Here is an 18,235-nt window from a genome sequence, read left to right as displayed (position 1 = left end):
CAAGTTATAGCGGTCCGGGGCACCGGTTCCGCGAGAGGAGGCACCGTGCTGTCCGAGCACTCCGCAGCCACCGTCCGCGCCACGCTGCCCGCCGTCGGCGGGGCCATCGAGGACATCACCGCGCGCTTCTACGACCGGCTCTTCACCGCCCACCCCGAGCTGCTGCGGAACCTCTTCAACCGCGGCAACCAGGCCGCGGGGACCCAGCGCCAGGCCCTCGCGGGCTCCCTCGCCGCCTTCGCCACCCACCTGGTGCGCCACCCCGACGAGCGGCCCGACGCGATGCTCGCCCGCATCGCGCACAAGCACGCCTCGCTGGGCGTCACCCCCGGCCAGTACAAGGTCGTCCACCGCCATCTGTCCGCGGCCATCGCCGAGGTCCTCGGGGACGCGGTGACGCCCGAGGTCGCGGCGGCCTGGGACGAGGTGTACTGGCTGATGGCGGGCGCCCTCATCGCGATCGAGCGCCGCCTCTACGCCGAGCGGGGCATCCTGGCGGGCGCCACCGAGCCGCGCGAGTGGGAGGTGGTCGAGCGGATCGAGGAGACCCCGGACGTCGCCACGTTCCGGCTGCGCCCGGCCGACGGCCGCCCCGCGCCCGCCTTCCGCGCGGGCCAGTACGTGTCGGTGCGGGTGGAGCTGGCGGACGGGGCCCGGCAGATCCGCCAGTACAGCCTCTCCGGGGCGCCCGGCGGCGACGTGCGGCAGATCACCGTCAAGCGGGTCCGGGGCACCGGCGCCGCCCCCGACGGCGAGGTCTCCGCCCACCTGCACGCGCATGTGCGCGCGGGCGACCGGCTGTGGGTCTCGCCCGCGTACGGCGACCTGGTCCTCGACGGGCCCACGGACGCGCCCCTGCTGCTCGCCTCCGCGGGCATCGGCGTGACCCCGATGGCCGCGCTGCTCGCCCAGCTCGTGACCGACGGCCACCGGGGCCCGGTCACGGTCGTCCACGGCGACCGCTGCCCGTCCGCCCACGCCCTGCGCGCCGACCAGCTCGCCCACACCGCCGCGCTGGCGGACGCGACGGCGCACTTCTGGTACGAGGACCTGGAGGGCGGCGCGGCTCCGGGGGCGGGCGGTCCGGCCGTCCGCGCGGGCCTCGTGGACCTCTCGGCGCTGCCGGTGGCGCCCGGCACGCGGGCGTACCTGTGCGGCCCGCTGCCGTTCATGAAAGCGGTGCGCTCCCAGCTCCTGGCCGAGGGGGTCGCGCCCGCCGACATCCACTACGAGGTCTTCGGCCCCGACCTGTGGCTGGCGAGCCCGAGCAGCAGCGGCCCGGTCGGCGAGGCGACGATGCCGTCGATGGTGACCGGGTCGAGCGCCGCGTAGAACGCCTCCTGCGCCTGGCGCAGGGCGCCCCTGAGGCGGCAGCCGGAGCGCAGCGGGCACGGCGTCGCGCCCTCGCACTCCACGACGTCCCCCGCGCCCTCGAACTCCCGCACCAGGGCCCCGACGGACGCGGTGCGCCCCGCCTCCGTCAGCGTGAGCCCGCCGCCCCTGCCGCGGCGGGCCACCACGAGCCCGAGCCGCTGGAGCCGCGCCACCACCTTCGCGGCGTGCGTGTACGGCACGGCCATGTCGGCGGCGGCCTCACGGGTGGTGGGCGCGACGCCCTCCCCCACGACGGCGAGCCGCATGAGCAGACGCAACGCCAGATCGGTGGAGTGCAGCAGCCGCATGCGGCGAGCGTAGGGAATGCGCATACGGGGTTCAAATTACGAGGGGCCCGAGGAGGCGCCCCGAAGGGGCGCGGGGAACCACAACGACGCTGCGGGCAAACGACAACGAGAAGCACCCCAAGGGGCGCGAGGAACTGCGCGAGCAACCACGACGAGGCGACAGACGGACGACGGCGAGAAGCCACCCCGGCCCACCCGGCGGCAGAGCCCCCGCGGCAGCGCACGGCGGCAGCGCACGGCGGCAGCGCACGGCGGTGGGCCGGACCGCCGTCTCTTTGGCAGAGTTGCCGCAGGGCCCGCGCGCCCAGCGCCCGGCGGCTACGATCAACGCACGCGCACCGCCCAGCAGTTCAGCTCACTGTTCGACCCCTGTTCAACCCATCCGATCCGTCCGAATTCCCGCAGTTTTCGCAGAAGGACACACCATGGGTTCCGCCAAGAAGACGAGCAGCGCCGAGCGCAAGGCCCGGATAGAGGAGATGCGGCGCGCGGAACGCGCCCGCGAGCGCCGCGCCCGCGCGCTCACCATCACCCTGAGCGCCGTCATCGTCGCGGCCCTCGGCATCGGCGGCTACTTCCTGATCTCCCAGGCGGAGGACGACGACCCGGACTCCAAGGGCTCGGGGGACGCCGCGGCCGTCGCGGAGTTCACCCGGGCCAAGGACGGCGAGAAGGTCTGGGACGCCAAGAAGCTGGGCCGCAACCACGTGACCGGCAAGGTGAACTACCCAGTGACGCCCCCGGTCGGCGGCAACCACAACCAGGTGTGGATGAACTGCAACGGCGACGTCTACGACAAGGAGCTGCCGAACGAGAACGCCGTGCACTCCCTGGAGCACGGCTCGGTCTGGGTGACGTACAACGACCAGGCGAAGGACGCCGACCTGAAGAAGCTTGAGGCGAAGGTCAAGAAGACGCCGTACTCGTTGATGAGCCCGGTGAAGAAGCAGAAGGAGCCGCTGCTGCTCACCGCCTGGGGCCACCAGCGGGCGGTGACCGGCGCCGACGACCCGAAGGTCAACGCGTTCTTCTCCAAGTACGTCCAGGGTAAGCAGACCCCCGAGCCGGGCGCGGCTTGCACCAACGGGAAGAGCCAGTGATGATGCGGCGCGGCGACTGGCTGATCGGGGCGGTCGCCGGGGCCGTGCTCGCCGCGGTCGGTATCACGGCCGCGGTCGCCTCCGGCGACGGCTCGTCGGGCTCCGGCGACCGCTCGGGGGTACGCCCCCGAACTCCTCCGCCGACGCCGGGTTCGCCCGCGACATGGCCGTGCACCACCAGCAGGCCGTGGAGATGTCGTACGTCGTGCGGGACCGCACCAAGAACGAGGAGGTCCGGCGCCTCGCCTACGACATCGCCCAGACCCAGGCCAACCAGCGCGGCATGATGCTCGGCTGGCTCGACCTGTGGGAGCTGCCGAAGGTGTCCGAGGACCCGCCCATGAAGTGGATGGGCATGGACGGCGCGCAGTCCGGCGGGGACGGGGCGCTGATGCCCGGCATGGCGACGAACACCCAGATGAACCGCCTCGCCCGCCTCAACGGCCGGGCCGCCGAGGTCTCCTACCTGCGCCTGATGATCACCCACCACAAGGGCGGGATCCACATGGCGCGGGGGTGCGTCGAGCGGTGCGGGGTCGACGCGGAGCGGCGGCTCGCCGAGGGCATGGTGGAGTCCCAGGAGTCCGAGGTGAAACTGATGACGGACATGCTCAAGGCGAGGGGCCACCGCCAGTAATCCCTCGCGGGGGCGCCCCAGGCCCGCCCCTTCACCGAAACCAGGGGCTGCCGCCCCTGGCACCCCGCTTCATTGCCGCTTCGCGGCTCGTCCTCAAACGCCGGACGGGCTGAAAACCTGCCGCCCCCGCAGAATCCAGCCCAGCCCGCACCATCCAGCCCGTCCGGCGTTTGAGGACGAGGCCGAAGGCCGATTGACGGGGGTGCCAGGGGGCGGAGCCCCCTGGTTCGGGAAGGGGCGGGTCTGGGGCGCCCCCCGCGAGGGCACCCCTACGCCACCCGCCACCCCACCTCCGGCGGCCGCACCCCCGCGCAGACCGGCATCCCCGCCCCGTCCGTCAACCCCAGCTCCCCCACCACACCACCCGCGACGACCCCCTCCACCGGCAGGTCCCCGAAGAACAGCTTGGCCCGCCGGAACATGGCGAACCGCCCACCGGGCGGCAGCTCCCCCCAGGTCAGGTAGAAGAACCGCGCACCCCGCCGCCCCTGCACATACGGCCCCCGGAAGTCGACACCTCCGTCCGCCCCGGACACGACCCGCACCTCGAACTCCCACACCGCCTCGTCGGCATCCCCCCTCACGAGCCCCTCGGGCTCGCTCCCGCGCTGCACGGCCACATGAACATCCCGATAGTCCCCGCACACGGCCCCGGGCAGGTCACGCCCGACCACCCGCACGGTCAGCTGGTGATCCGTCATGCTCCCCATCACAGCACGGGGGTCTGACAACGGACGGCGCGGACGGCCTCGGCGACCTCACGCGGCCGTTCGGCCATGACGAGGTGCCCCGCGGGCGCGAGCACGCGGAAGTCGGCGCCCAGGGCACCGGCCAGCGCGCGCTGGCGGCCGACCCAGCGCCCCGCACCCGTGCGGGAGGCCGCGAGCACGGTGACGGGCACGGCGGGCAGCGGCGCCCGCTCCCGGAGGAGGGCGAGTTCCCGGGCGGCATCCCCGTACGTCACGTACTCGGCGAGCGCCGCCCGCCACACCCGGCTCGACCCGTACACCCGGCGCAGACGGCGCGGCACGCCGCCGCCCCTGAGGAGGGGCCCCAGGGCCCGCGGCACCCCGGCGGCGCCGAGCAGTGCCGCGGCCGCCCCCGCGCAGCGGACCCGTGCCGCCCGCCCCGGCAGGGCCCGGGGCCGCTCCTCGACGCTGGAGTCGACCAGGACGAGCCCGGCGGTGCGCCCGGGGTGCAGCCGGGCGAAGGCCTCGGCGTGGAACCCGGCGAGGGAGTGGCCGACGACGGTGACGGGCCGCCCGCCGAGCCCGACCGCGTCCAGGAGGCGGGCGATCCGGTCGGCCTCTCCGAAGAGGGTGGGCGGCACGCGCGCGGGCCCGCTGAGGCCGAGGCCCGGCCGGTCGAAGCGGACGACGGTGCGGTGCCGCGCGAGGTGCGGAACGACCGGGTCCCACTCGAACCAGGCGAGCCCGAGCCCGGCGCTGAGCACGCACACGGGCCCGTCCCCGGTCACCTCCACGTGGTGCGGCACCCCGTCGAGGCGTACGAAGCGAGGGCCGCTCACCCCGGGCGCCCCGCGCCCGCCGCGCGGCCCCCGGCGCCCGCCCGCACCAAAGAGGCGAGCACCACGAGGAACACCGCGATGGTGAGCACTTGGAGGCGCTGGCCGACGCCCAGCGCCCAGGTGCCGTGTCCGGCGTAGAAGGCGCTGATGGCGGCCAGGGTCCAGACGGTGGCGGCGAGTTCGACGGCGACCAGCGCCCTGAGGACGCGGCGCACCCGGGCGGCGCCGGGCGCGTCGCCCCGCACGGCCGCCGTGAGCAGCGCCATGCCGAGGAGCGCGCCCGTCACCGCCACACCGCTGCTGACGGTGTGGGCGGCGTGCTCCCAGGGGACGCGGCCCGCCTCCTCGCGGGCCGCGCAGGCCGCGTCCACGGTGGGCGCGCAGCTCAGCGGGAGCCGCGAGTCGGCGACGGTGGCCGCTCCGAAGAGGGCGATCCCGGCCCAGCCGAGCACGGCCAGCACTCCGGGGTGCCGGACTCCGGGCAGCGCGGCGGCGCGCGGCCACAGCAGCGCGCCCCCCGCGCCCGCGCACACCAGGAGGCCCGCCGCGCCGTCCACCGTGCGGAAGAACGCCCCGTACGGCTGGTCGAGCGCGGCGAGTTCGCTGACGTAGGCGCGCAGCGGGGACAGGCCCGTCGGCAGGACGGCCTCCAGGGCCCAGGAGGTGTAGGCGAGGGCCCCGCACGTGAGGAGCACGGCGATCGCGGTGCCGGTCGGGGGCCTCCTCGGCATGGGTGGGCGGGGGTCAGTCGGCTGGGCGCGCGCTGTGGTGGTCAGGGTGAATCCACTCCGGTCTGCGGAACTTGAGGAACGCGGCGGGCGCCGCGACACCGATCACGAGGAGGCCGCCGCCGACGATCAGCAGATAGCGCCACAGGGGCGCGTCGCCGAACTGGTCGGGCGGCACGAAGCCGATGACGAGGGCGCAGGCCGAGGCGACGAAGCCGACCCCCGCGACCAGCGTCACGGCGGGCACGACGAAGCCGCGCCGCACCTGCGGCTGGGTCCTGCGCAGCCGCACCACGGCCACGAACATCAGCAGGTAGGCGATGAGATAGATCTGCACGGTGATCACGGAGAACATCCAGTACGCGCTGGACACGTCGTCGCTGAACGCGTACAGGACGCCGATCAGGGTGGTGACGACGCCCTGCGCGACCATGATGTTCAGCGGGACGCCGTGCCGGTTGGTCCGTTGCAGGAACGGCGGCAGATAGCCCTCCTGCCGGGCCAGCGCCACCAGGCCCTTGGCGGGCCCGGCGAGCCAGGTCAGCATGCCGCCGAGCGCCGCGAGGACCAGCATGACGCCGACGACCTTGGTCATCCAGCCGACGCCGAAGTGGTCGAAGAAGGCCTGGAAGGCCTGCATCAGACCGGCGGTGAGGCTGAGTTCCTCGGACGGCATCACCCAGCTGATGGCGAGCGCCGGGAGGATGAAGATCAGCAGCACCAGGCCGGTGGCGAGGAAGATCGACCGCGGGTACTCGGTGCGCGGGTGCCGCAGCGACGACACGTGGACGCCGTTCATCTCCATGCCCGCGTACGACAGGAAGTTGTTGACGATCAGCACGAGGCTGGCGAGGCCCGTCCACGGGGGCAGCCAGTGGTCGGCCGTCATGGGCGCGGCGGGCTCGTTGCCCTGCCCCAGGAAGACGACGCCGAGCGCCACGAGGACCACGCCGGGCACCAGCGTGCCGACGACGAGGCCGAGCGACGACAGGCCCGCGACGGTCTTGGTGCCGCGCGAGGTGACCCACACCCCGGCCCAGTAGATGACGACGATGACGATCGCTACGTAGAGCCCGTCCTCGGCGAGGCTCGGGTGGACGACGTACGCGAAGGTGGAGGCGACGTACGCGAGCAGGCTCGGGTAGTACGCGATGGTCATGGCGAACTGGCACCACACGGCGACGAAGCCGAGCGGCTTGCCGAGGGCCTCGCTCACCCACCGGTAGATGCCGCCGGTCCAGCCGGAGGCCAGCTCCGCGCCGACGAGGGCCGTGGGCAGCAGGAAGACGACGGCGGGCAGCAGGTAGAGGAAGACCGCGGCGAGCCCGTAGATGCCCATGGCGGGCGAGGGCCGCAGGCTCGCCACCGACGCGGTGGTCATCAGGGCGAGCGTCACCCAGGAGATGGTGTTCTGTACGGGTACTGCTCTGCGGGCTCCCTGGGTGTCGCGCTGCTCTATTCGCTGGGCGGTGGCTGTACCGGCCTCCGTGACCGCGCCGCCGTCCGCCCCACCGGGTCCGCTCTGTCCCGGCCTGTCCGTTCTCGTCATGGGGCAATGATCAACGATGGCTCCGGGCCCCGCACATCCGCCCCATACGGGGCGGGGGTAAGCTCCGGTCCATGGCCCCGAGGAGGACGACGACCGCGAGCAGGCTCCTGCTGCTCGCCGCGCTCCTCTTCGGCCTCGTGACGATGCACACGCTCGGCCATCCCCGGGAGCACGGGGGCGGGCCCGAGGTCGCGCACGGGGGCTCCCACGCGACGGCGACGGCCGCGCACGCCCCGCGCCACGCACCGGAGAACGGCCGGGCGGACGAGCCGGAACACGCACCGGCGGGTGAGCGGAAGGCCGCCACGGCCGACCAGCCCGCGCCCCCGTCGCCCGGCACCGGCATGGACCCCCTCTCGCTCTGCCTCGCGGTCCTCGGCGCCGCCCTCACGTTCGCCCTGCTGCGCCGGGCGACGGCCACGGCCTCCGGGGCCCTCCTCCTCGTCCGCGGACCCACGGGCCTCCTGGACGCCCTGCGGCCGAACCCGCCCCCGCCCCGCGCCCTGCTGTCCCGTCTGTCCGTGCTGCGCATCTAGACCGGCGCACGCGCTGCTTCGCGCTGCCCGCGCGCGCCCGCCCGCCCCCTCGCGGAGGGGAACCTCGGGGCGGCGAGCGGTGTATCCGAAGCAGCAGACGCGCCCCTCTGCACGCACACATCACACAGACGAGGTGCACTCAGTCATGCGCACACGCACCACCAGCGGCACATCGCGCCGCACCCTGCTCGGCGCCGCGCTCGCCACCGCGGGGACGGGCCTGGTGACGGCCTGCTCCGGCGACTCCGGTAGCTCCGGCGGCTCCGGTGGCTCCCACTCCGGGCACGGCGCCAAGGGCGGCGCCGCCCCGGAGGGCTATGTGTCGCCCACGGGCCCGGAGGTCGCCGCCGCGGAGAAGAAGCGCCCCGGCGGCGGCCGGGTCCGCGCCGTCAAGCTCACGGCCATGCCGACGACGCTCGACCTGGGCGACCGCACGGTCCGGTCCTGGGCGTACGGGGACGACCTGCCCGGCAAGGAGATCCGCGCCACCGCGGGCGACACGCTCGCCGTCACGCTCGCCAACCACCTGCCCGAGGCCACGACCCTGCACTGGCACGGCCTGGCCCTGCGCAACGACATGGACGGCGTCCCCGCCCTCACCCAGCGGGACATCAGGCCGGGCGCCGACTTCACCTACCGCTTCAAGGTCCCGCACCCGGGCACCTACTGGTTCCACCCCCACTCGGGCACCCAGCAGGACCGCGGGCTGTACGCCCCACTGATCATCGACGACCCCAAGGAGCCCCTGGAGTACGACAAGGAGTGGGTCGTCGTCCTGGACGACTGGGTGGACGGGGTGGACGGCTCCACTCCGGACGCCGTCCTGAAGGAGCTGCGCCGCGGCATGGACCACGGCGGTGGTGGCATGGACCACGGCGGCGGCGAGGGCGGCGGTGACGGCGGCGGCCACGAGGGCCACGACATGTCCCAGATGTCCGCCCCCAAGCCCTCCCCCAGCGGATCCAGCGGCTCCGGCGGCTCCGACGGCTCCGAGGGTTCCGGAGGCAAGGGCGACGGGCGGCCCGGCCCGTCCCGGATGATGATGGGCGCCGACAGCGACCTCCTGGGCCGCGACGCGGGCGACGTGGCCTACCCGCACTACCTGATCAACGGCCGCACCGCCGGGTCCCCCACGACCTTCCGCGCCCGCCCCGGCGACCGGATCCGCATCCGCCTGATCAACGCGGGCGGCGACACGGCCTTCCGCGTGGCCCTCGGCGGCCACGAGCTGACCGTGACGCACACGGACGGCTTCCCGGTGCGCCCCGCGAAGACCGACGCGCTCCTGCTGGGCATGGGCGAGCGGTACGACGTCCTGGTCACCGCCAAGGACGGCGTGTTCCCGCTGACGGCGGTGGCCGAGGGCAAGAAGGCGGCGGCCCAGGCGGTCCTGCGCACGGGCCCCGGCTCGACGCCCGCCCCCTCCACCCGCCCCCGGGAGCTCAAGCGCCGGGTGCTGCTCGCGGACAGGCTCACGGCGGACGACTCCGTGGCCCTCAAGCCCCGCAGGCCGGACCGCACCCTGAAGATCCGCCTGACGGGCGGCATGGCGAAGTACGACTGGGCCTTCGACGGCAAGCCCTACTCCCCCACCCAGCGCCACCCGGTGCGCGCGGGAGACCGCGTCCGCCTGGAGTTCAGGAACTCCACCACGATGTGGCACCCCCTGCACCTGCACGGCCACACCTTCGCCCTGGCCAACGCTCCCGGCCGCCCCCGCAAGGACACGGCCGTGATCGTGCCGAACGGCACCCTGACGGTGGACTTCGACGCCGACAACCCAGGCCTGTGGATGCTCCACTGCCACAACGTCTACCACGCGGAGGCAGGCATGATGACGGTCCTGGGCTACCGCACCTGACCCCACCCTTGAGCGGGCGGGGGCCGCCGCCCCGCCCGCTCTCCTCCTCCCGGAGCACTCCCCGTCCTCCCGGAGCACTCCGTGGGCGGGCGCACCCGCCGGGGCGCACCGGCGGGCCGGGGACGCCCCCGAACACCACCGGCGCCCTCCTCCGCAGGGGGCCTCACGGCGCCACGGAAGAGCATCGCGTCGATTTGACGATTACACTGATTCCGTGCCTCAACTACGCCTCGCCCTGAATCAGATCGACTCGACCGTCGGCGATCTCACGCGGAACGCCGAGGCGATCGTCCACTGGACCCGGCACTCCGCCGAGCAGGGGGCGCACCTCGTCGCGTTCCCGGAGATGGCCCTGACCGGCTACCCGGTGGAGGACCTCGCCCTGCGCGCGTCCTTCGTGTCGGCGTCCCGCCAGGCCCTCGACGCGCTGGCGACCCGCCTGGCCGACGAGGGCTTCGGCGAACTCCCCGTCATCGTCGGCTACTTGGACCGCTCCGACGAGGCCAAGCCCCGCTACGGCCAGCCCGCGGGTGCCCCGCGCAACGCGGGCGCCGTGCTGCACCGGGGCGAGGTGGCCCTCACCTTCTCCAAGCACCACCTGCCGAACTACGGCGTGTTCGACGAGTTCCGCTACTTCGTGCCCGGCGAGACGCTGCCGGTGATCCGCGTGCACGGCGTGGACGTGGCGCTGGCCATCTGCGAGGACCTGTGGCAGGACGGCGGCCGCGTCCCCGCGACCCGCACCGTCGGCGCGGGCCTGCTGCTGTCCGTCAACGCCTCGCCGTACGAGCAGAACAAGGACGACCAGCGGCTCGAACTGGTCCGCAAGCGCGCCCAGGAGGCGGGCTGCACGACGGCGTATCTGGCGATGATCGGCGGCCAGGACGAACTGGTCTTCGACGGCGACTCGATCGTCGTGGACAAGGACGGCGACGTCATCGCGCGGGCACCGCAGTTCGCGGAGGGCTGCGTGGTCCTTGACCTGGAGCTGCCCGCGGCGGCGGCCGAGCCGCCGTCCGGCGTGGTCGACGACGGGCTGCGCGTCGAGCACGTGACGCTCTCCGCCGAGCCGCTGCCGCCGTACGAGGCGGAGCTGACGGGGGGCTACGCGGAGCGGCTCGACGACGACGAGGAGGTGTACTCGGCGCTGGTCGTGGGCCTGCGGGCGTACGTCGCGAAGAACGGCTTCCGCTCGGTGCTGATCGGCCTCTCCGGGGGCATCGACTCGGCGCTCACCGCGGCGATCGCCTGCGACGCGCTCGGCGCGCAGCACGTGTACGGGGTGGCCATGCCGTCGCGCTACTCCTCCGAGCACTCCCTCGCCGACGCGGAGGAACTGGCCCGCCGCACCGGGCTGAACCTCCGCACCGTACCCATCGCGCCGATGTTCGACGCGTACATGGACTCCCTCGACCTCACCGGGCTCGCCGAGGAGAACCTCCAGTCGCGGCTGCGCGGCACCATGCTGATGGCGCTCTCCAACCAGGAGGGCCACATCGTGCTGGCGCCGGGCAACAAGTCCGAGCTGGCCGTGGGCTATTCGACGCTGTACGGGGACTCGGTGGGCGCGTACGGGCCCATCAAGGACGTCTACAAGACCGCGGTGTTCCGGCTGGCCAAGTGGCGCAACCGGGCGGCGGCCGAGCGGGGGCAGACCCCGCCGATCCCCGAGAACTCGATCACCAAGCCGCCGAGCGCGGAGCTGCGCCCCGACCAGGTGGACACCGACTCCCTGCCGGACTACGAGGTCCTCGACGCGATCCTCGACCTGTACGTGGACCGGGACCAGGGGGCGGAGGCGATCGTCCGCGCCGGGTTCGACGCGGGGCTCGTCGCGAGGGTGCTGCGGATGGTGGACGCCGCGGAGTACAAGCGGCGGCAGTATCCGCCCGGCACGAAGATCTCCGCCAAGGGCTTCGGCAAGGACCGCCGCCTCCCCATCACCAACGCCTGGCGGGAATCCAGGCCGTAGGCCCCCCTCCCTTTCCCACCCGCCCACCCGTTGCCGCCACCTGGGAAGTGAACGCCCCACGCGGGGGCGCATCGCCGTTGGCGTCTGCGGGTGTGCGGTGGGTTTCCTCTCCCACCCGCCCACCCGTGACTGCCAGCCGAGAGGCGGAGGCTCCTCGTGGGGGTCATTCGCCGTTGGCGTCCGCGGCCGCGTACGGGGTTTCCTCCCCGCCCGCCCACCCTCAACCCGCACCCGCCAACGACGCAGCACCCCCGGGAGAGGGGCCAGCCCCTGCACCAGGGAGAAACGGGCGGGCGGGTGGGAAAAGGACACCCACCACACACCCGCAGACGCCAACGGCGGTGAAGCCCCCCCCGGGGGCAACGGGCGGGCGGGGGGTCAGGCGTGGGTGCGGGTCTCGGGGACGTGGGTGGCGACCAGCCGCCCCCCTGCTGACCCTCGACGGACGTCGACCCCGTAGGCGAGCCCCGCCACAGCGACCCCCAGCACGGCGAGCCCGGCCCCGGCCACCGCGGGGGACGTCGCGCCGAAGCCCGCCGCGAGGGCGAGCCCGCCGATCCACGCCCCGCCCGCGTTGGCGAGGTTGAACGCCGCCTGGTTCGCGGACGAGGCGAGGGAGGGCGCGGCGGCGGCCTTCTCCATGACCATGAGCTGGAGGGGCGAGCCGGTGACGAACGCGGCGGTGCCGAGCAGTGTGACCGCGACGGCGGCGCTCCACTCGGCCCGCATCAGCAGCGGGAAGAGAGCGAGGACCAGGGCCAGCGCGCCCAGGCCGCCGAAGAGGGTGCCGCGCAGGGAGTGGTCGGCGAGCCGCCCGCCGAGCAGGTTCCCGGCGGTGGCGCCGACGCCGAACAGCGCGAGCAGCACCGTGACGGTCGACTCGGCGTACCCGGCGGAGTCGGTGAGCATCGGCGTGACGTAGCTGTACGCGGCGAAGAGGGCGCCGAAGCCCGCCACGGTCGTACCGAGCGCGAGCCACACCGGCAGCGAACCGAGCGCCCGCAGCTCGCCGCGCAGGCCGACGGCGCTCCCGTGGCCGTGGTCGGCGGGGACGAGCAGCGCGAGCGCGGCGACGGCGGCGAGCCCGATGGCGCTGACGGCGAGGAACGTGGCGCGCCAGCCGAGCTGCTGCCCCATGAGCGTGGCGACGGGCACGCCGACGACGTTGGCGACGGTCAGGCCGAGGAACATCAGCGACACGGACCGCGCCTTGCGCTCCGGCGCGACGAGCCCGGTGGCGACGACCGCGCCGACGCCGAAGAACGCGCCGTGCGGAAGGCCGCTGAGGAACCGGGCCGCGACGAGCAGGTGGTAGTCGGGGGCGGCGGCGGACAGCGCGTTGCCGACGACGAAGAGGACCATGAGGCCGATCAGGACGCGGCGGCGCGGCAGCCGCGCGGTGACGGCGGCGAGCAGCGGGGCACCGATGACGACGCCGAGGGCGTAGGCGGAGACGAGGTGACCGGCGGTGGGGATGGATATGCGCAGGTCGTCGGCGACGTTGGGCAGCAGGCCCATCATCACGAACTCGGTGGTGCCGATGCCGAAGGCGCCCACGGCGAGGGCGAGCAGGGCCAGGGGCATGGAGGGGTACCTTCCAGGGGGCGTGCGGCGGGGGCGGTGGGCGGCGCGGCCGGGGCGGGGAGCGCCGGGGTCCGGGGCGCGCGGAACCGTTCGGTTGGCGTACGGGTAAGTTCACGTACGAAACAAAGGCTGCCGCACGGACTATTCCGCGAGGTTAAACCCCCGTGGCCATCAGAGGTCGACCGTGGCCGTCAGAGGTCGACGCGTGCCGCCACCGGCAGGTGGTCGCTGGCCGTGCGGCCGAGGGTCCAGGAGTCGACCGGTTCGACGCCCTTGACCATGATCTGGTCGATGCGGGCCATCGGGAACGAGGCGGGCCAGCTGAAGCCGAAGCCGTCGCCCGCGGCGCCCTGGGTGGAGCGCATCTGGGAGGTGACCGCGTTCAGCGCGCGGTCGTTCATCGTGCCGTTCAGGTCGCCGAGCAGGATGACCTTGCCGAGCAGTTCGCCGGAGATGGCCTCGCCGAGGGCGTCGGCGCTGTTGTCGCGCTGGTTGGCGGTGAAGCCCGCGTCCAGCTTGACGCGCACGGACGGCAGGTGCGCGACGTAGACGGCGACCTCGCCCTTCGGGGTGTTGACGGTGGTGCGCATCGCGCGGGTCCAGCCGAGCTTGATGTCGACGGGCTTGGTGTCCGTCAGCGGGTACTTGCTCCACAGGCCGACGGTGCCCTGCACCGAGTGGTACTTGTACGTGTCGGCGAGGGCCCGCTCGTACGTGGGCACGGCCGACGAGGTCAGCTCCTCCAGGGCGACGACGTCCGCGCCGGACGCGGCGACGTCGCGGGCGGTGCCCTCCGGGTCCGGGTTGTCGGCGTTGACGTTGTGCGTGGCCACCATGAGGTCGCCGCCGCCGCCCGACTTGTCGGTGATGAGGCCGCCGAAGGCGTCGAGCCAGACGATCACCGGCAGGAGCAGCGCGATCAGGGCGGTGGCGGACTTCCGTACGACGGCGACGACCAGCAGCACCGGGATGAAGACGCCGAGCCAGGGCAGGAAGGTCTCCGTGAGGCTGCCGAGGTTGCCCACGCCGTTGGGGATCTGGGCGTGCAGCAGCATGACCAGGCCGAGCAGCACCGCGAGCGCGCCCGTGACGAGGCCGCGCCGCCAGATGCCGCGGTCGCCGCGCCAGCCGTCGACGAAGCGCCGCAGCCGGGAAGCAGGGCGCTCGGCCCGCGCGTCACCGCTGTCCGTCTCCGCCTTGTACGCCTGCGCCATCACTCTCGTCGCCTCACTGACTGCCGTGCACACCGTGGCCCCCGCCCTGGAAACCCTAGGCGATGATCGGGTGTCGTCCCCGCCGTCCTGGAACGGCCGTACGGGCACGAGGACGACCAGGGGGGCGCGTGAGGTTCCGCTTGCGCCCGTGGGGCCCGCCTTCTGTGACGAAACGTGCATACTGCCCGTGCGTCATCGGTACTTGGGGCCCGTCACGCTAGCATCCGGCGCCCCCGGAGCGGGGGTTCGTGGCCAGGTTCACTCCGGGGGCCGCAGCCCGGCGAGGACCGCGTCGACGATGCGCTCGGCGAGGTCCTCGTCGAGCGGGGCGTTGGGGCGCAGCACCGTGCGCACCAGCATGGGGCCGACGAACAGCTCGTTGGCGAAGACGATGTCGATGTCCGGGCGCAGCTCCCCGTTCTCGATGCCGCGGCGCAGGACCGCGTACATCCTGCGCTGCTGCGGCTCGATGACCGTCTCGTGGTAGGCCTGCCACAGCTTGGGCAGGCTCTTCATCTGCGCGAAGACGTTGTGCAGGATCGCGGAGGAGCGCATGTTGAGGCCGCGGCGGCGCAGGTACTCGACGAGGGCGATGATGTCGTCGCGCACGGAGGTGCCGGGCAGTTCGGCGGGCGGTTCCTCCAGGGAGCGCAGGACGTCGACGAAGACGGCTTCCTTGCCGCTCCAGCGGCGGTAGATGGTGGCCTTGCCGACACCGGCGGTGCGGGCGATCCGCTCGATGGAGAGCTCGGCGAGCGGCACGCCGTCCTCGATGAGCTTGATGACGCCTTCCAGGATGGCCCGCTCGACGGCTTCGCTGCGGGGGCGGCCCCGGGCGGGGGCACCTCGGGCGGGGGCGCCTGGTGCGGGGTGGCCACTCTCCACGGTGTCGACTCCTCTGCGGTTGGGCGGGCCCCGTGATTGTGCCTGGTCCGGGGCGGGGCGCGCCCGGCACCCGCGTCTCCCGCCCCCACCCCCGTACCTCCGTACCCCCGGCCGGACCGGTGCCCGGCGCCTGGGGCTGTGCCCACCCGTTCCGCCCCAGCGGAACGGCTGCCCGCAGCCGGGGCCGGTCCGGCCGGTTCGGGCCGGGCTCAGGACCTCGCCGCGGCCTTGGCTCGCTCCCCCGTGTCGCCCGCGTCACGGCGGGTCGGCTCCGCCGGGGGCTTGCCCGGCAGGAACAGGGAGACGACCACCACGCCCACGAGGGCGACGCCCGCGCCGCACAGGGCGGTGATGTGCATGGCGTGCAGGAAGGAGTCGTTGGCCGAGGCGACCAGGGCGTCGCCGCGGGGGCCGAGGCGCGCGGCGGCGCCGAGCGTGGCCTCGATGGACTCGCCCGCGGTGTGCCGCGCGCCCTCGGGCAGCAGCCGCAGCTCGTCCTCGACGCCGCCGCGGTAGGCGGTGGAGAGCACCGAGCCGAGCACGGCGATGCCGAGCGCGCCGCCGACCTGCCGGAAGGTGTTGCTGAGCGCCGACGCGGAGCCCGCCTTCTCGCGGGGCAGCGCCTGCATGATGACGACGCTGGTGGGCGTCATGATGTGCGCCATGCCCGCACCCATCACGAAGAAGATGACCTCCAGGACCCAGATGGGGGTGTCGGCGTCCAGCAGCGTGAAGCCGACCAGGGTCAGCGTGACGAGCCCGAGGCCGCCCGCGCACACGGCCCGGACGCCGAACCGGTCGACGACGAGGCGGGCCCGCGGCGCGAAGACGAGCTGCGCCACCGCGAGCGGCAGCATCAGCAGACCGGTCTGAAGGGGCGAGTAGCCGCGCACGCTCTGCGTGTAGAAGACGGCGAAGAACGTCACGCCCATCAGCGCGAAGAAGACCAGGGCGATCGCCGCGATCGCGGCCGAGAAGACCCGGTTCTTGAAGTACGTGATGTCGATGGACGGGTGGTCGCTGCGCTTCTCGTACCAGACGAAGCCGACGAGCACGGCGAGGCCCGCGAGGACGGTGGCGAGGACCGCCGGGTCGGTGAAGTCGGCGAGCTGGCCGCCCTTGATGATGCCGTAGACGAGCAGCACGAGGCCGATCACGGACAGGGCGACGCCGACGAGGTCGATGCGGCCGGGGCGCGGATCCTTGGAGTCCGGTACGAGGACGACCATCAGGGCGATCGCGATGAGCACGATCGGCACGTTGATGAGGAAGACCGAGCCCCACCAGAAGTGGTCGAGCAGGACGCCGCCGGTGATGGGGCCGATGGCGACGGCGAGGCCGACGCCGCCCGCCCAGATGCCGATGGCCTTGGGCTGCTCCTCGCGCTCGAAGACATGCATGAGCACGGCGAGCGTGGCGGGCATCACGAAGGCGGCGCCGAGGCCCATCAGGCCGCGGAAGGCGATGAGTTCGGCGGGCGAGCCGGACTGCGCGGCGAGCGCGGAGCCGATGCCGAAGACGGCGAGACCGCCGATGAGGATCTTCTTGCGGCCGAGCCGGTCACCGAGCAGACCGGCGGTGAAGAGCAGGCCCGCGAAGACGAGCGTGTAGGAGTTGATGGCCCATTCCAGCTCGCCCTGGGTGGCGCCGAGGCCGGTGGGTTCGGGCGTCGAGATGGTCTTGATGGCGACGTTCAGGATCGAGTTGTCCAGGACGACGATGAGCAGGCTCAGCATCAGCACGCCGAGGATCGCCCAGCGTCGCCGGTGGACGGCCTCCGGTATCCGGGGGGCGCCGGGGACGGCAGGTGTGGTCATGGGGATCACCCTAGACCCATTTCGATACGAGACCGTCTCGTATAGGAAAGGCAGCGGAAGACTTTGCCAGGCTTTTCCCTCCCGGGCCCGCGGAACGGCTCGCGAGAATGGCCGGAAAGAGCCCCCCTAGCCGCCGAGCGGCACGCGATGCCACCATGGAGGTGATCCGGAGACGCCGTCAGGGCGCTTCGAGACGACAGAAGGAGCCGTTGCGATGACGCAGCTTCCGGCTGCCCAGAGCCCCGCCCCCCAGGAGCGGACGTCCGACAGCAGCAAAGCGCTGTACGGCGGCAAGGGCACACGCCGCATCACGGTCCGCGACATCACCGCCGCCAAGGAGCGCGGCGAGAAGTGGCCCATGCTCACCGCGTACGACGCGATGACCGCGTCCGTCTTCGACGAGGCCGGGATCCCGGTCCTGCTCGTCGGCGACTCGGCGGGCAACTGCCACCTCGGGTACGACACCACCGTGCCCGTCACCCTCGACCAGATGGCCATGATGTCGGCGGCCGTCGTGCGCGGCACCAGCCGCGCGCTGATCGTCGCCGACCTGCCCTTCGGGTCGTACCAGGAGGGCCCGGTGCAGGCCCTGCGCTCGGCGACGCGCCTGGTCAAGGAGGCGGGCGTCGGCGCGGTCAAGCTGGAGGGCGGCGAGCGCTCGCGCGCCCAGACCGAGCTGATCGTGCAGGCGGGCATCCCCGTCATGTCCCACCTGGGCCTGACCCCGCAGTCGGTGAACACGATGGGGTACCGCGTGCAGGGCCGCGGCGAGGAGGCCGCCCAGCAGCTGCTGCGGGACGCCAAGGCCGCCGAGGCCGCGGGCGCCTTCGCGGTCGTCCTGGAGCTGGTGCCCGCCGAGCTGGCCGCGGAGGTCACGCGGTCGCTGCACATCCCGACCGTCGGCATCGGCGCGGGCGTCGACTGCGACGCGCAGGTCCTGGTGTGGACGGACATGCTGGGCCTGACGCCGGGGAAGATGCCCCGGTTCGTGAAGCAGTACGCGGACCTGCGCGGGGCCATGGGCGACGCCGTGAAGTCCTTCGCGCGGGACGTGGTGGGCGGAGCGTTCCCCGCGGCGGAGCACTCCGTGCACTAGACGGCGCGTACGGCACCCCGCCGTACCGTCGTGATCCAGCCACTGT

At 73.4% G+C, this 18,235-nt stretch carries 15 protein-coding genes and 1 pseudogene; 7 read left to right on the top strand and 9 right to left on the bottom strand.

Translation table 11 applies throughout. The features are described 5' to 3' along the window. Positions 1–45 precede the first annotated feature (45 nt). Positions 46–1,332, top strand: coding sequence for a globin domain-containing protein (locus ACOBQU_RS28025; RefSeq protein ID WP_423630685.1), 1,287 nt, complete (start codon positions 46–48; stop codon positions 1,330–1,332). Here the strand turns inward: ACOBQU_RS28025 and ACOBQU_RS28020 are convergent. After that, positions 1,227–1,682 (bottom strand): RrF2 family transcriptional regulator, encoded by a 456-nt coding sequence (locus ACOBQU_RS28020; RefSeq protein ID WP_423630683.1) that lies wholly within the window; start codon positions 1,680–1,682, stop codon positions 1,227–1,229. The genes ACOBQU_RS28025 and ACOBQU_RS28020 overlap by 106 nt on opposite strands. Before the next feature lie 425 nt (positions 1,683–2,107). On the opposite strand from ACOBQU_RS28020, the gene ACOBQU_RS28015 reads away from it, so the two are divergent. Beyond that, on the top strand, positions 2,108–2,782 hold the full coding sequence (locus tag ACOBQU_RS28015) for a DUF3105 domain-containing protein (RefSeq protein ID WP_423630681.1): 675 nt from the start codon (positions 2,108–2,110) through the stop codon (positions 2,780–2,782). Between the two features lie 2 nt (positions 2,783–2,784). After that, positions 2,785–3,419: pseudogene (locus tag ACOBQU_RS28010) on the top strand (DUF305 domain-containing protein). Between the two features lie 269 nt (positions 3,420–3,688). Here the strand turns inward: ACOBQU_RS28010 and ACOBQU_RS28005 are convergent. The 4 genes from ACOBQU_RS28005 to ACOBQU_RS27990 are packed head-to-tail and all read right to left on the bottom strand — an operon-like array spanning position 3,689 to position 7,224. Beyond that, on the bottom strand, positions 3,689–4,120 hold the full coding sequence (locus tag ACOBQU_RS28005; RefSeq protein ID WP_423630679.1) for a DUF5990 family protein: 432 nt from the start codon (positions 4,118–4,120) through the stop codon (positions 3,689–3,691). An 8-nt stretch (positions 4,121–4,128) separates the two neighbouring features. Beyond that, positions 4,129–4,947, bottom strand: coding sequence for an alpha/beta fold hydrolase (locus ACOBQU_RS28000; RefSeq protein WP_423630678.1), 819 nt, complete (start codon positions 4,945–4,947; stop codon positions 4,129–4,131). Beyond that, the gene (locus tag ACOBQU_RS27995) at positions 4,944–5,678 is read right to left on the bottom strand and encodes a DUF998 domain-containing protein (protein ID WP_423630676.1); all 735 of its coding nucleotides are present in this window, start codon (positions 5,676–5,678) and stop codon (positions 4,944–4,946) included. The genes ACOBQU_RS28000 and ACOBQU_RS27995 overlap by 4 nt, the downstream gene beginning before the upstream one ends. Positions 5,679–5,691: 13 nt before the next feature. Then, positions 5,692–7,224 carry an APC family permease gene (locus ACOBQU_RS27990; RefSeq protein WP_423630674.1) on the bottom strand — a complete coding sequence of 511 codons (1,533 nt, stop codon included), beginning with the start codon at positions 7,222–7,224 and terminating at the stop codon, positions 5,692–5,694. Between the two features lie 71 nt (positions 7,225–7,295). On the opposite strand from ACOBQU_RS27990, the gene ACOBQU_RS27985 reads away from it, so the two are divergent. From ACOBQU_RS27985 to ACOBQU_RS27975, 3 genes are all read left to right on the top strand, one after another. Next, positions 7,296–7,760 (top strand): hypothetical protein, encoded by a 465-nt coding sequence (locus ACOBQU_RS27985; RefSeq protein ID WP_423630672.1) that lies wholly within the window; start codon positions 7,296–7,298, stop codon positions 7,758–7,760. A gap of 145 nt (positions 7,761–7,905) precedes the next feature. Continuing rightward, positions 7,906–9,621, top strand: a complete 1,716-nt coding sequence (locus ACOBQU_RS27980; protein WP_423630670.1) for a multicopper oxidase family protein — start codon at positions 7,906–7,908, stop codon at positions 9,619–9,621. A 214-nt stretch (positions 9,622–9,835) separates the two neighbouring features. Further along, on the top strand, positions 9,836–11,593 hold the full coding sequence (locus tag ACOBQU_RS27975) for an NAD+ synthase (RefSeq protein ID WP_423630668.1): 1,758 nt from the start codon (positions 9,836–9,838) through the stop codon (positions 11,591–11,593). Positions 11,594–11,971: 378 nt separating this feature from the next. Here the strand turns inward: ACOBQU_RS27975 and ACOBQU_RS27970 are convergent, their stop codons facing one another. The 4 genes from ACOBQU_RS27970 to ACOBQU_RS27955 all read right to left on the bottom strand — a co-directional run bounded on the left by ACOBQU_RS27970 (position 11,972) and on the right by ACOBQU_RS27955 (position 17,093). Next, positions 11,972–13,177: an MFS transporter gene (locus ACOBQU_RS27970; protein ID WP_423630666.1), complete on the bottom strand. Its 1,206-nt coding sequence runs from the start codon at positions 13,175–13,177 to the stop codon at positions 11,972–11,974. 191 nt (positions 13,178–13,368) lie between these two features. Then, positions 13,369–14,391, bottom strand: coding sequence for an endonuclease/exonuclease/phosphatase family protein (locus tag ACOBQU_RS27965; protein WP_423630664.1), 1,023 nt, complete (start codon positions 14,389–14,391; stop codon positions 13,369–13,371). Positions 14,392–14,649: 258 nt separating this feature from the next. Beyond that, entirely contained in the window at positions 14,650–15,276 is a 627-nt protein-coding gene (locus ACOBQU_RS27960; protein ID WP_423630662.1) for a TetR/AcrR family transcriptional regulator, read from the bottom strand. Between the two features lie 209 nt (positions 15,277–15,485). Next, on the bottom strand, positions 15,486–17,093 hold the full coding sequence (locus tag ACOBQU_RS27955) for a DHA2 family efflux MFS transporter permease subunit (RefSeq protein ID WP_423630660.1): 1,608 nt from the start codon (positions 17,091–17,093) through the stop codon (positions 15,486–15,488). A 214-nt stretch (positions 17,094–17,307) separates the two neighbouring features. Here ACOBQU_RS27955 and panB point away from each other — a divergent pair, with 214 nt between their 5' ends. Next, on the top strand, positions 17,308–18,189 hold the full coding sequence (gene panB / locus ACOBQU_RS27950; protein ID WP_423630658.1) for a 3-methyl-2-oxobutanoate hydroxymethyltransferase: 882 nt from the start codon (positions 17,308–17,310) through the stop codon (positions 18,187–18,189). Positions 18,190–18,235 lie beyond the last annotated feature (46 nt).

The sequence above is a fragment of the Streptomyces sp. G45 genome, from assembly GCF_049542095.1.
Taxonomy (GTDB): domain Bacteria; phylum Actinomycetota; class Actinomycetes; order Streptomycetales; family Streptomycetaceae; genus Streptomyces.
This window is presented reverse-complemented; position numbering and strand designations above follow the sequence as displayed.

Excerpts from the sequence above, each read along its gene's own strand:
- ACOBQU_RS28020 (WP_423630683.1), bottom strand. The coding sequence starts at position 1,682 with ATGCGGCTGCTGCACTCCACCGATCTGGCGTTGCGTCTGCTCATGCGG.
- ACOBQU_RS28015 (WP_423630681.1), top strand. The coding sequence starts at position 2,108 with ATGGGTTCCGCCAAGAAGACGAGCAGCGCCGAGCGCAAGGCCCGGATA.
- ACOBQU_RS28005 (WP_423630679.1), bottom strand. The coding sequence starts at position 4,120 with ATGACGGATCACCAGCTGACCGTGCGGGTGGTCGGGCGTGACCTGCCC.
- ACOBQU_RS27995 (WP_423630676.1), bottom strand. The coding sequence starts at position 5,678 with ATGCCGAGGAGGCCCCCGACCGGCACCGCGATCGCCGTGCTCCTCACG.
- ACOBQU_RS27990 (WP_423630674.1), bottom strand. The coding sequence starts at position 7,224 with ATGACGAGAACGGACAGGCCGGGACAGAGCGGACCCGGTGGGGCGGAC.
- ACOBQU_RS27985 (WP_423630672.1), top strand. The coding sequence starts at position 7,296 with ATGGCCCCGAGGAGGACGACGACCGCGAGCAGGCTCCTGCTGCTCGCC.
- ACOBQU_RS27980 (WP_423630670.1), top strand. The coding sequence starts at position 7,906 with ATGCGCACACGCACCACCAGCGGCACATCGCGCCGCACCCTGCTCGGC.
- ACOBQU_RS27970 (WP_423630666.1), bottom strand. The coding sequence starts at position 13,177 with ATGCCCCTGGCCCTGCTCGCCCTCGCCGTGGGCGCCTTCGGCATCGGC.
- ACOBQU_RS27965 (WP_423630664.1), bottom strand. The coding sequence starts at position 14,391 with ATGGCGCAGGCGTACAAGGCGGAGACGGACAGCGGTGACGCGCGGGCC.
- ACOBQU_RS27955 (WP_423630660.1), bottom strand. The coding sequence starts at position 17,093 with ATGACCACACCTGCCGTCCCCGGCGCCCCCCGGATACCGGAGGCCGTC.
- panB (WP_423630658.1), top strand. The coding sequence starts at position 17,308 with ATGACGCAGCTTCCGGCTGCCCAGAGCCCCGCCCCCCAGGAGCGGACG.